This window comes from Clostridium ganghwense (assembly GCF_026735165.1).
In the GTDB taxonomy this organism is placed as follows: Bacteria; Bacillota; Clostridia; order Clostridiales; family Clostridiaceae; genus Clostridium_H; species Clostridium_H ganghwense.
Map to the genome: position 1 here is coordinate 96397 of NZ_JAPQES010000003.1, position 13443 is coordinate 109839.

The 13443-nt window shown below is 32.1% G+C and carries 10 protein-coding genes; all 10 read right to left on the bottom strand.

Going from position 1 to position 13443, the window contains the following annotated elements:
* Positions 1–41 precede the first annotated feature (41 nt).
* Positions 42–1475 (bottom strand): FAD-binding oxidoreductase, encoded by a 1434-nt coding sequence (locus OXH55_RS09700; RefSeq protein WP_268049738.1) that lies wholly within the window; start codon positions 1473–1475, stop codon positions 42–44.
* A 105-nt stretch (positions 1476–1580) separates the two neighbouring features.
* Entirely contained in the window at positions 1581–2519 is a 939-nt protein-coding gene (locus OXH55_RS09705) for an electron transfer flavoprotein subunit alpha/FixB family protein (protein ID WP_268049739.1), read from the bottom strand.
* 20 nt (positions 2520–2539) lie between these two features.
* Complete coding sequence (locus OXH55_RS09710) at positions 2540–3325, bottom strand: electron transfer flavoprotein subunit beta/FixA family protein (RefSeq protein WP_268049740.1); 786 nt, start codon at positions 3323–3325, stop codon at positions 2540–2542.
* A gap of 456 nt (positions 3326–3781) precedes the next feature.
* Positions 3782–5464 (bottom strand): L-lactate permease, encoded by a 1683-nt coding sequence (locus tag OXH55_RS09715; protein ID WP_268049741.1) that lies wholly within the window; start codon positions 5462–5464, stop codon positions 3782–3784.
* Between the two features lie 431 nt (positions 5465–5895).
* On the bottom strand, positions 5896–6594 hold the full coding sequence (locus OXH55_RS09720; RefSeq protein ID WP_268049742.1) for a FadR/GntR family transcriptional regulator: 699 nt from the start codon (positions 6592–6594) through the stop codon (positions 5896–5898).
* Positions 6595–6872: 278 nt separating this feature from the next.
* Positions 6873–8270, bottom strand: a complete 1398-nt coding sequence (locus OXH55_RS09725; protein WP_268049743.1) for an FAD-binding oxidoreductase — start codon at positions 8268–8270, stop codon at positions 6873–6875.
* A 62-nt stretch (positions 8271–8332) separates the two neighbouring features.
* Positions 8333–9553, bottom strand: a complete 1221-nt coding sequence (locus OXH55_RS09730) for an electron transfer flavoprotein subunit alpha (protein WP_268049744.1) — start codon at positions 9551–9553, stop codon at positions 8333–8335.
* 67 nt (positions 9554–9620) lie between these two features.
* Positions 9621–10409, bottom strand: a complete 789-nt coding sequence (locus tag OXH55_RS09735; protein WP_268049745.1) for an electron transfer flavoprotein subunit beta/FixA family protein — start codon at positions 10407–10409, stop codon at positions 9621–9623.
* A gap of 170 nt (positions 10410–10579) precedes the next feature.
* Entirely contained in the window at positions 10580–12103 is a 1524-nt protein-coding gene (locus OXH55_RS09740; protein WP_268049746.1) for an L-lactate permease, read from the bottom strand.
* 513 nt (positions 12104–12616) lie between these two features.
* Positions 12617–13357: a prepilin peptidase gene (locus tag OXH55_RS09745; protein WP_268049747.1), complete on the bottom strand. Its 741-nt coding sequence runs from the start codon at positions 13355–13357 to the stop codon at positions 12617–12619.
* Between the last annotated feature and the right edge of the window lie 86 nt (positions 13358–13443).

The following is a 13443-nucleotide window of genomic DNA, read 5'->3' on the forward strand; positions in this document are numbered from 1 at the left end:
CTACCCTTCTTTTTTTATATTTGTATTTTAATTGTGTTTTATTAGTTGTTACCATCTAATAGGCAACATACTTTACCTGGATTCATAATACCATTCGGATCAAACACTTGTTTAATGCCTTTCATTAAGTTTATATTTATTTCTCCAACACTATCTACTAAATAGCTGATCTTTCCACTACCAATTCCATGTTCGCCTGAAACAAGACCTCCACATTTTGTTGCTTCTGGGTAAATAAGATCGAAAAATTTATCAACTCTTGCTTTAAATTCTGCTTCTTCTAAATCATTACTGCATTGGTATATGTGAAGATTTCCATCTCCTGCATGTCCAAAGCTTTTAATAGCAAGTCCACATTCTTCACCAGCTTTATTTACAAATTCAAGATAAGAAGGAATCTTATTTACAGGAACTACGACATCACATTCATCTAATAATTTTGTTTCTGCCATAATTGCCTCTAAGAAGCTAGAACGAGCTGCCCATGCATCTTTCATCTTTGCAGGTGTATCAGCTATAAGAACATCAATTGCTCCTGCTTCTAATGCTATTTCACTAGCTTGCTCAATAAGAGTATCTAACTCATCTTCACTACCTGCATCTAAAGTAACAAGCAAATAAGCATTTGCGGTTGTTCCATCAATTACTTGTGGAAATACACTTTTTCCAAGATATCTTTCACTAGCAAGAACAATTTCTCTCTCCATAAATTCCAATGCTTGTGGATTTATGTTTGTCATTTTAAGTTTAGGAACAGTAGATATACAATCATTCAAATTTTCAAAAGGAACAATCAAACTAGCAACTACATTTGGTGCTGGCATAACTTTCAAAGTAAGTTCTGTAATAATTCCAAGTGTACCTTCGGAACCTATTATTAAATCTTTCAAACTATAACCTGAACTTGTTTTTGATACTGTAGCTCCAAAGTGAGTAATTTCTCCTGTTGGAAGAACAACTGTCATTTCACGTACATAATCACGTGTTGCACCATATTTAACAGCTCTCATTCCGCCAGCATTTGTCGAAACATTTCCACCTAAACAAGCGAACTTTTCACCAGGATCTGGAGCGTATAATAACCCTTGTTTTGTACAATCCTCTGCAAGATCATTTAACAAAACACCAGCTTGAACATGAACAACAAAATTTTCTAAATCATAAGAAAGTATTTTATTCATCTTTGTAATATCAATTAAAACACCACCTAAAAGTGGAACTGCTCCACCTACAAGTCCTGTTCCTGCTCCTCTTGGAGTTACTGGTATCTTATGTTCATTACATATTTTTACTACTGCAGCAACTTCCTCTGTGGAATGTGCCATAAATACAACCTTCGGAGCCGATTTTCCATAAATAGGCATTTCATCATGAGAATAATCTTCATTGATATCATCACCTGTTAAAATATGTCCTGGAGCTGCCTCCTGTAATTTTGAAATTAATTCTTCTGTTAATTTATTATACTCAGCCATAATACTCATTCCTTTCTACTTTTTATGAACTGCATTGTACCTGTACTAAAAATCAAATTATACGTAATTTTGTTTTCATTTCTAACCTAAGGAGCAGAAAAACCTTTACTCTGCTTTTGCTTTCTTCATTTCTTCAATCATAACTGGAAGAATCTCAGTTGCATTTCCAACAATAGCTATATCGGCGATTTCAAAAATTGGAGCCTCTTCATCTTTATTAATTGCCACAATATAATTAGAACCTGACATTCCAGATGTATGTTGTGTTGCTCCAGAAACACCACATGCAATATAAAGTTTTGGTGCTACAATCTTTCCTGATTGTCCAACTTGGTGTGCACGAGAAAGCCATCCCTCTTCAATTGGTGGTCTTGTTGCACCTACTACACCACCAAGTACACGTGCTAATTCTTCAACAAGTTTGAAATTTTCTGCATTTCCCATTCCACGTCCACCAGCAACAATAACTTCTGCTTCTTCTAAATTAACAGATTCAGAAATTTCTTTTACTGTATCAACAATTTTTGCCTTAACAGCATCAGCTGGAATTTCTACTTTTTTCTCTGTAACACCTGCATTTGAAGCAGCCTCTGGCTTTGAAAAACTTCCATTTCTAACTGTAACTACAGCCGTGCCTTCTACTTCAATTTGTTCTAAAATTGTACCACCATAAGCTGGTCTAGTATATATAACTTTACCATCAGTTTTACTCATTCCTATTACGTCACTTACACATCCTAAACACATACGTCCTGCAATACGTGGTGCAATATCTTTAACCAATGCTGTGTTAGCTAATAGAACAATATCTGGATTTTGTTCCTTAACAGTTTCTGATAATACTTCTGTTAAAGTATCACAGTCTGTAGCAGTATCTGTAAAAATAACTGGAATTCCTAAAGCAGCTACTGTATCTGCAGCAGCCCTGTTACCTGCTACAAGAGCTGTTCCTTCTGCGTCTAATGCTTTTACTGCACTAATCAATTCAAGGCTTCCGCCTAAAGCTTTTTCTCCATCTGTTTCAATAAACAATAATGCTTTCATACTCTCATTTTCCCCCTTAATTAGATTGCCTTATCTTTTTTCATTTGCTCCATAGCAGCACTTACTGCCAATGTAATATCTTTCTCTTGAATTTTGATACCAGCCTCTTTCTTAGGAGGTTCAACATATTCAATACAACGTACTTTTGCTTGTTTTACCTCTCCAATTTCTGCTGCTGAATAAGTTGGAATGACTGCCTTACGGCTTTTCATCTTAGTTTTAATAGTAGGATAACGTGGATCATAATTTGGTTTACTTACTGTTGCTACAGCTGGAGATTCTAAAGAAACTATATTATATCCTTCTTCAGTTTCTTGATGAACTTCCATGACATCATCTTTTAAATTCACTTCAATCGCTCTACTTACAAAGCCTATCCCTATTTTTTCAGCAAGCATTGCTCCTACTTGAGCAGTAATTTCATCTGTGGATTCCATTCCACAAAGAATTAAATCAAATTTTTTATCTTTGTCTTTTTCAATTTTTTGAATAGCATCTGCCAAAACATCAGCTGTTCCAATAGCGTCTAAATCTGCATATAAATCATCTTTTACAAAATATGCTTCTTTAGCTCCTACAGCAAGACAATTTTTTAATGTGTTTATAGAATCATCTGCTCCAACATTTAATACACTAACATTTCCTCCATTAGCTTCCATAAAACGAACTGCTAACTCTAATGCATATGTGTCAAATGCATTTGCTACCAAACTGACTCCGTTTAAATTAGGTTGTTTCTTCTCCTTGTCCAAATGGATTTCAATAGAATCATCTGGAACCTGTTTTACACATATAAGAATCTCCATACTATCCCTCTCCTTTATACTTTTGTATTATTATTGTATATATTTACATTATTAAACTGTTTTTTGATAGAACCATTGTGTATTTTAATTTTTATAAAATACCATTTTATAACTATTGTTTTGATTTAATTTCTATAAAAGTATTATTCATTGGTCCTACCAATTTGTATGTTTTAATTTTAGCATAATATGTTAAATATTTCTATAATAGTTATTTTATTAACAATCCTTTATCTACATTAAAATGTAATCAGTTGTAGCTGTATAAGCCTTCTGTTGAATATTTTTTGAAAAAATTTTTTTCAATTATTTTGTTCAGCATACTTTTTACATTAAAGTTAGTTAAATGTAAAACTTGCATGTAAATACTTTCTATATTTATTTCGGCATAGTCATCCTACCAATTTTTTATATTAAAAAGTAGAATAATTTCTACTTTTTAATATAAAAAATCAGTTAAAATATGTTTTTCATAAATACACTTACAATAATCAAAGCAAATATACCTGCTAAAATACCATAGCCTAGGGAAATTTTAATATTATTTTTAATAATTTTCCCTTCCTTACCAACCAATCCAACAGTTGTTAATACTGCTACTACATTATGAACACAAATCATGTTGCCCGCAGCAGCGCCTACTGATTGTAGTGCAAGAATTGGAGTTACTGGTATCCCTACTTGATTTGCTGCACTAAACTGAAGTGCACCAAACATAATATCTGATACAGTTGCACTTCCCGATATAAAAGCTCCTAATATTCCAACAATTGGTGCTACTATATACCACCCACGTCCTGCTAAATTTGCTGCAGTTTTAGCCATTACGATTAACATTGAATCTGAATTAGCCGCTGCACCTGAATTCATCATTATATATGTCATACCAAGAGCAAAGAATAATGCTATTGAAGCTGGTTTTATCTGTTTTAAAGTATCCTTCCAAGCTTTAGCTGCTTCTTTTTTATCAAGTCCATGCATGAATGGAATGATTAATGCAACTAACATAAATGGTATAACTCCTGGGTTGTACAATGGGGTTATTCCTCTTGATAAAGATGTACCTAAAATATTATGCCAAGTTATATTCCACTGTTTAAGGATTGGAGTAAGTCCTATCCATTTTAAACGCCCTAGTAATAATAATATTCCTATCAAAACATATGGTGCCCAAGCTTTACCTGCACTCATCACATTTTTATTTTCAACATTAGCAACTGATGCTGCAACTTCACCTTCCCAATCATCTTCCCACTCATTATGAGGTTTAAAATCCCACTTAGTTTTTGGAATGAATACTCCTTTTCTAATAGCAATTACAAATATAGGAATTCCAATTAAAGCTCCTAGTAGTGATGGAATTTCTGGTCCAACAAAATTTGATATTAGTACTTCTGGAATAGTAAATACTAAACCTCCAAATAAAGCTAAAGGCCATACCTCTAAACCTTTTTTTATGCTCTTATCTACAATTAAAGTCATAGTACAGACCATAGCAAGTGGAATAAATGATCCTACCAATAGATGTAATATACCTGCAAAACCACCTGTATTGATCAAGAAAGTTCCAAAATCCCCTTGAAAACCTCCAGCTTCTACCATAGATTTTAAACTTGCAAACCCACCAATTATTGGTGTTCCTACAGCACCATAAGTAACTGGTGCACTATTTCCTATTAATGCAACCATAGCTGCTACTAACGGTGGAAACCCTAATCCTACAAGTAGTGGTGCTGCTACTGCTGCTGGTGTTCCAAATCCTGCTGCTCCTTCAAAGAAAGCCTCCATCAAGAAACCTATTACAATAACTTGAACTCTTCTGTCAGTTGATACAGCTGCCATAGATTGTGCAATTCCTTCAACTCCACCACTTTTTCTCATTATCTGAAGAATAAGTAGTGCTCCATAAACTATAAGTAATATATCAATAGTGTTTATAGCTCCAGTAATTGTAGCTGCCCCAATCCATTTAAGAGGCATTTTCCAAAAGATGGCTGCTAATATCAAAGAAGTAAAAAAACCTACTGGCATTGCTTTTGTAGATGGCCAGTTATACCTTATCATTAAAATTCCTACTACTAGAATTGGTATTAAAGCTATTAATGCTAATCCCATTTTTACACCTCTTCTTAATTCCATTTTTTTAATAAATTGAAAATGTAGCTACTTTTCTTTATTCTATTTTACTATTCATTGGACTGACAATCAGATTATCTGTTTAAATACTATCACACATTTCTAAACATTTCCATAATAGTTATTTTTTTAACTCATCCCTTTTAACGTCAAATCTGTAATCGATTACGAAATTGCATACTTTCTTTTTTATAAAATTTTTCTAATTTTATTGTTTTGGATACTTTTTCTATATTAGTTAGTTAAATGTCAAACTTTATGAATTTAGGCAAAAAAAATAAAAGCATCCTTGTTTTAATAAACTCCACTTTATACTTGGAATTAGCCAAAACTGAATACTTTTAATCCATAATTTATTATTTTTCACCTTTTCAATGTGTTAATCTTATAACGTTATCTATTTTTTGTATTTAAATATAACTACTCTATGCATGCTAGCTTAATTTTATTAGATTTTCATTAATCAATTCCATATGCATTCTCATAACAGTAGCTGCTTCTTGAGAATCGTGCCTTTCTAAAGCGTTATAAATACAGTTATGATGATAATCAATAATATCTTTATTACTTTCATTTTTTAATATTTGAAATCTGGCATCCTTTATTAAAGAATCAATCAAAGTTGAAATAGTATTTAATATAGTCACTATCAAAGAATTTCTTGAAGCTTTAGCTATCTTAAAATGAAATTCTTTATCAAGTCTTGCTTTTATATCTTCATCTCCATATTCTCTAATCTTCTCTATTAATTCTCTTAGCTCTTTAAGTTCCTCTTCTGTTATCATTTTTGCTGCCAGAGCAGCTGTTTCCACTTCTATAACTCTTCTTAACTCAAATATTTCTTGTGGTTTACTTTTATTAAGTATAAACATGATAGAAAGCGGTTCAAACAAACTGTTTTCAAAATTTTTTCTAATAAAATTTCCTTCTCCCTGTCTGCAATCTAAAAGCCCTACAACTTCAAGTGCTCTTAAAGCTTCCCTTATAGACGCTCTACTAACCCCTAATTGTGATGATAAATCTCTCTCGGATGGCAGCTTATCTCCTGTTTTAAGAGTTCCATCCCAAATCATACCTTTTATCTGTTTAATTACCTGTTCATAAACTTTCGTAGTTTTTATAGTTGTAAACACTTACTCGTCTCCTCTCTTAACGCCCCATAACATATAACATTATTTTACATAACATATATTATACTTTTATATAACATATAATCTTGTTTTAATTATATAGTTTCATATTATCTTTGGTCAATAACGAGTTCAAAAAATTTCCTTTTAGAATCAAGTCAATTTATAGACAAATAAGAAATAAATATTTTATATGCCAAAAAATAATTTAAAGACAGGTCATAAAACTTAAATTTTATGACCTGTCTTTAACAATTATATTATGGGTATAGGGACCTAAATTATTGACATACTTTACCTGGATTTAAAATATTTTTTGGATCGAATGCAGCTTTAATTCCTCTCATTATTTGCATGTATTCAGCACCATATTGATCAAACATATATAGTCTCTTAGCATATCCTATTCCATGTTCACCAGATACTAGTCCATTTAATTCAACTGATTTTTTATACATACAGTCAAATACTTCGTTTAATTTCTTTTCCCATTCTTCATTATTTAAATTATCCTTACAGATGTAAACGTGTAAGTTTCCATCTCCAGCATGGCCGAAGCTTGGTATTCTGACATTAAATTCTTTTGATAATTGGTGAGTATATTTTATAAATTCAGCAACTTTATTTCTTGGTACAACAACATCACATTCATCCATTTCTGGAGTTGATGCGTTAACTGCTTCAAGGAATGCTCCTCTAGCTGACCATACTGATTCTTTTCTTTCATCAGTATCAACTATGAATGCATCTAATGCTCCTTCTGCTAAGCAAAGATCTGCAACAACTGAGTAATCGGCTTCAACTTGTTCCGTGCTGTTTCCATCAAATGTTAATAGAAGATAAGCATCTGATGAATTATCTGGGAATTTCTTTCCTAAGAATTCTTCTGCTGCTAATATAACTTCTCTTTCCATGAATTCTATAGCAGTTGGTATTGCTTTTGATTTTATTATCTTTGGTACCATTTCTATAGCATTATCTAAATCTGGGAATGGAATTAATAAACTTACAGATTTCTTAGGTAATGGTAATAATTTAAGTATTGCTTTAGTAATTATTCCAAGAGTACCTTCTGAACCTACAATTAAGTCTTTTACACTGTAACCTGAACTGTTTTTAACTACTTTCCCACCTAATTCTAATACTTCACCATTTGGAAGCACTACTTCAAGACCTCTTACATAGTCTCTTGTAACACCATATTTAACTGCTCTCATTCCACCTGCATTTGTACTGATGTTTCCTCCTATTGTAGCACTCTTTTCACCTGGATCTGGTGGGTAGAATAAATCATGCTCTTCTACATATTTTCCGATTTCCATTAATAGGACACCAGGTTCTACTGTTAATGTTAAGTTTTCTTCATCTAATTCTAAAATTTTATTCATCTCAGTCAATTCAACCATTATTCCCCCATGTAGTGGAACTGAAGCTCCAACAAGTCCAGTACCTGAACCTCTTCCTACAATAGGAATATTATGATTATAAGCATATTTCATTATATTTGAAACTTCTTCAGTAGAGTGTACTTTAATCAAAGCATCTGGATAATTACTTATTCCACCTAATTCGTCATGGCTGTAATCTTCACTTATTTCTTCTCCAACAAAAACATTATCCTGGCCAACTACTGATTTTAAAAATTCAATATCTTTAGCATCTATCTTTTTATATTCCATTGCTAGAACCTCCCTTTTAATAATTAACAGTTTGTAAGTAAGTTTGTAGTTTAAACTTTCTCTTATTTAGTTGCTGCTGCTTCTGCTAATCCATTTCCGCCATTTATGTCTTCAATTAATTGTGGAACTATTTCATATAAATCTCCTATAACTGCATAATTTGCAACTTTAAGTATTGAAGCACTTTCATCTTTATTAATTGCAAAGATACAATCTGAGTTATTCATACCTGCTACAAATTGAATAGCACCTGAAATACCTAATGTAATTATTAATTTTGGTTTAACTGTTCTTCCACTTAATCCTATTTGCTGTTTAGCATCTATCCAGCCAGCTTCAACAAGAGGTCTTGTTCCTGCAATTTTTGCTCCTAGTAAGTCAGCCAGCTCTTGAACCATAGCCATGTCCTTTTCTGCTTTTAGCCCTCTTCCTACAGCTACGATTACTTCTGCTTCTGAAATACTTTCTTCTAATTCTTTTTCAATTACATCTAAAACTGTTATATTTGATGCAAATTTAGCTGTATCCATTTCACAGGTAGTGATTTTCCCTACTTTTTCTGCAGTTCTTTCTGGAATATCAAATATTTTATATCTAACTGTAGCTAATTGTGGTCTGTTATTAGGAGTATGAATATGAGCCATGATGTTTCCACCAAACGCCGGTCTGATTTGATCTAAATCTGTATTTGGTTTAACATCAAGAATTGTACAGTCAGCTGTAAGTCCTGTTCTAAATCTTGCAGCTATTCTAGGAGCAAGCGATCTTCCTACAGTTGTAGCTCCAACTAAGATTGATGATGGCTTGATTTTATTAATAAAATCTTCAAAAGCCGCTGTATATGGTTCTATTCTGAAATCTTTTAATTCTTCATAGTCGTAAACAAAAACTTCATCAACACCATAATGTAATAATTCTTCTGCTTTATCTTTAATATTGTGTCCTATAAATACAGCATATACTGGATGATTTATCTTAGCAGCAAGCTCTCTTCCTTTTCCGATAAGCTCCATAGTTACTGGATGAATCTCTCCATCTACGTGGTCAACATAAACTGCTATACCATTCCATTTACTTTTATCCACTTGAGGTTTTGCTTCATCTTCAACAAATTCCGCTACACCTTCTGGTCCTTTTTTAACACAAAGCTTACACATTTTACAGCCTGCAGTAATTTCTATTTTTCCATCCTTTTCTTCCATAGCATTAAAAGGACATATATCAATTAGTTGGTCTATTACCTGTTTATTTAACTTTTCTTCATGGATTATTAACTTTCCCATTTTGCATCCTCCTCTTCTATTTCAAACAGCTTATTTTACTTAATCATCTACTATCTCTAATTTTATCTTAAACAAATTTAAGTTCTCTTAGCTTACCTGCAATCTTACCTACTAATTCTTCACCATTTCCATTCCAAGTTTCTTGTTCTTTATCATGTGTTGGTGGGAATATTCTTTCAACTTGAGTTGGAGAACCATTTAGTCCATATTTGTTTTCATCTTGGTCTTGAAAATCTTTTAAACTTATAACTTTTATTTCCCTATCTTGAGTTGCAAGTTTTGTTTTATAAGATGGTAGTCTTGGTTCCATAATATCTTTTTCAACTGTTATTAAACAAGGATACTTAATGTCTACAACTTCAATAGTATTTGGCATATCCATTTTTACAACTACTGAGTCTTCTTTAATTTCAACTATTTCTAAAACATTAGCAACATGAGGAATATCTAAATATTCAGCCATTTCTGGTCCAACCTGTGCTGTATCTCCATCTGTTGTTTGCTTTCCACAAATTATAAGATCATATTTCCCTAATTTTCTTACACCCTGTGAAATTGTATAAGATGTTGCTAAAACGTCTGCTCCTGCAAATTTTCTATCTGAAAGTAATGTACCCTCATCTGCTCCCATCATATATGCTTCTTTTATAACATCCATTGATTGAGGTGGTCCCATACTTATTACTTTTACTGTTCCGCCTTTTTCTTCTTTAATTCTTAGTGCTGTTTCAAGAGCAAATAAATCATATGGATTCATCTTTGAATCAACACCATCTCTTATTAATACTCCTGTAACTGGATCAACTTGTACATTTGAACTTCCTGGAACTTGTTTAATACAAACTATCATTTCCATTGTTTTTTACCCCCTAATAATTTTTACTTGAATTAAATATTAAATTGGTATAATGGTCTTACCAGTTATTTTTTTATATATAGAAGGACTTGCGTCCTTCTTTTTTTTAATTTCATTATACTTAACTATAGTTACTAAATCAACTATATTTTATTATTTTTTGTAAAACATTACATTGGAATTATACTACTACCTATATAAACTACAATTCCTAAAAGAACTACGTAACCTATACAGAATTTTATTGTTTTACTTAATATCTTACCTTCAGCCCCTGCAAGTCCTGTAGCTGCAGTTGCTACTGCTATACTTTGAGGCGATATCATCTTACCAGCTGTAGCACCTGTAGCACTACCTGCTGCAAGCCATGTAGCATTTACTCCTATTGATTTTGCAACATCTACTTGCAATTTACCAAACAATACATTTGATGATGTGTCACTACCTGTTACGAAAGTTCCAAGTGCACCTATTATTGGAGCTATGAATGGGTAGAAAGAACCTGTAACTTCAGCTAATACTGTTGCTATTGAATTTATCATTCCACTATATCCCATAACTTTAGCTAATGCAACTATAGAAACTACTGTTATTGCTGATTTAGTCATTTGCTTCATTGTTTTTCCTAAAATGCCTACTATTTCACCAAATTTAGCACCTTGAATCATACCCCCTATAAAAGTTGCAATTATTATCAAAGTACCTGGAGTTGCAATCCATTTAAATATATAAGGTTTTGCTCCCTCTCCAGTATATATGTGTACACTTGTTTTAATACTTGCAAGTGCATGATATATGCTTGGGAATAACTTACTGCTGAAAATCATAAAGAAGAATATCAATATATAAGGTAACCATGCTTTTAATGCTACACTGCCAGTAATTGTTTCATCTGTTTTTCCAGCAGTATCTTTATAAAACATTTTTGCCATTAATACAGTTGCAGCCATACTGCATACACTACCAATTAAGGATGGAAGTTCTGCTCCCATATATTTTGCGGCTAAAAGCTCTGGAATTGCAAATGAAAGCCCTGATACTAATGTTATTCCAAATACTCCTTTTATTCCTTTAACGCTTCGAGTTGTTAACATTACAAGTACAAATGTTATTAATATGATAAATGGGAATAATTGCAGTCCTGCGTAGTAACTCAAAACGTTTACATCTAATCCAGCAATTTTTGCCATAGTAGAAACTGGAATACCTATAGCTCCAAAAGCTGTTGGAACAGTATTGGCAATCAAACATATAATTGCTGCAAATATTGGTTCGAATCCCATAGCTGCTAATATACTTGCTGGTATTGCCACTGCTGTGCCATATCCTGCAACAGCTTCTAAGAATCCTCCAAACCCCCAAGCTATTATTAGAACCAAAATTCTTCTATCTGTAGTTATGCTTGATAGCATTTTCTTAATGATGTCCATACTCTTTGTATGTAAGGATAGGTTGTACGTAAATACTGCTGCAATAATTACAATCATTATTGGCCATAGTGCCAGTGCAACTCCTTCTAAAGCTGCCGTCACTGCCTGAGGTGCTGGCATTTTCCATACTAGAATTGCTAATATTACTGTCAATACCAAAGTTGCTGAACAAGTCTTATGTGCTGGCATTTTTAGAATTCCTAATGATACTATCAGCCACACAATAGGAATAAGTGCAATAAAGAATAGTGCATACATGTTCATTTTCTTTCCTCCCCCTTAATTATGAGTACTGGTATAAACTAACAGGTAATATGGTCTAGTGGTACGACCATTTCCTTTTGTTGAGTACATGTTATCATAATTTTAAGACTATTTCTACAATTGTTTTTTTATTAACAACCTTATTAAATTAAGTATATATGCAAAACTCCCTTTATGTAATCGTTTACTAGAGCGAATCGTCAAAAAATTTCTTCTAATTTTTAAGTTTTTCTGTAACATTAAGGTATTTTTAGTTAATAATTTAACATAGCAAGTTATAAATACCTTTTATTAGAATATAATCTTTTATTTTAATATCCAGTAACCAGTGAAGGAAGTTTTGCTAAGACAAAACCTGAACTTAAATAAAACAAAGAGCAAGAACATAGATATTCTCTACATTCTTACTCTTTATTTATGTTTATTTTTACTTAATTTAATTTTTAAAATTTTCTTTTCATCTTTCTTCCTAGCTACTAGTTACTGGCTACTGAAAAGTGCAACGCACTTTTCTTATAGTAGATACCACCTTAAAATTTCTTCTCCCCAAAATACGGCTATCATTGCTCCCATAGCTATATAAGGACCAAATGGTATATAATCCTTACGGCTCTTCTTTTTAGTAATTATAAGTAAAACTCCAATTACTGCACCTAATATAACTGATAAAAATAGCATTAAAGCTGTTAGCTTCCATCCCAAGTACATACCAGCTAGAAAGCACATTTCAGCATCACCCCAGCCCATACCACCAGTAAGCAATATAATAAGAGAAATAAATCCCCCACCTATTAAAGCTCCAAGGATATATGTACTTATACTATCTCCTTTAAAGTAATATATAAACAAAAAAATTACTCCTATTATAACACCACTTATTGTGGTTTTGAAATATATATCCGTAGTGTCTAAGTCTATTATCCCTATTACAATTAAAAAGCAAGCTAATACTGCAAATTTTAAAAATTCAATAGATAATCCATAGTGACCATATATACCTACAAAAATAATTCCTGTAAATAATTCTGTAAGTGGATACCTTATACTTATCTTTTGTCCACAATATCTACATTTTCCCTTTAAAAATATATAACTTATAACAGGAATTAAATCATAAGGTTTTATTCCATTTTTACAATTTGTACAATGTGATGGTGGGTAAGCTATACTTTCTTCTCTTGGTATTCTATATATACATACATTTAGAAAGCTGCCTATTAATAATCCTAAAACTAAAACAAATATGTAATCCATTTTTATCACCTCATTTTTTAGTGCATGATTTCCTATACCTTTTCACAATTATATACATTCATTTCTATATTATAGCTATAATTCCT

Bases quoted from the DNA above. Each gene is read 5' to 3' on its own strand.
- OXH55_RS09700 (WP_268049738.1), bottom strand. From the start codon at position 1,475: ATGGCTGAGTATAATAAATTAACAGAAGAATTAATTTCAAAATTACAG.
- OXH55_RS09705 (WP_268049739.1), bottom strand. From the start codon at position 2,519: ATGAAAGCATTATTGTTTATTGAAACAGATGGAGAAAAAGCTTTAGGC.
- OXH55_RS09710 (WP_268049740.1), bottom strand. From the start codon at position 3,325: ATGGAGATTCTTATATGTGTAAAACAGGTTCCAGATGATTCTATTGAA.
- OXH55_RS09715 (WP_268049741.1), bottom strand. From the start codon at position 5,464: ATGGAATTAAGAAGAGGTGTAAAAATGGGATTAGCATTAATAGCTTTA.
- OXH55_RS09725 (WP_268049743.1), bottom strand. From the start codon at position 8,270: ATGGAATATAAAAAGATAGATGCTAAAGATATTGAATTTTTAAAATCA.
- OXH55_RS09730 (WP_268049744.1), bottom strand. From the start codon at position 9,553: ATGGGAAAGTTAATAATCCATGAAGAAAAGTTAAATAAACAGGTAATA.
- OXH55_RS09735 (WP_268049745.1), bottom strand. From the start codon at position 10,409: ATGGAAATGATAGTTTGTATTAAACAAGTTCCAGGAAGTTCAAATGTA.
- OXH55_RS09740 (WP_268049746.1), bottom strand. From the start codon at position 12,103: ATGAACATGTATGCACTATTCTTTATTGCACTTATTCCTATTGTGTGG.
- OXH55_RS09745 (WP_268049747.1), bottom strand. From the start codon at position 13,357: ATGGATTACATATTTGTTTTAGTTTTAGGATTATTAATAGGCAGCTTT.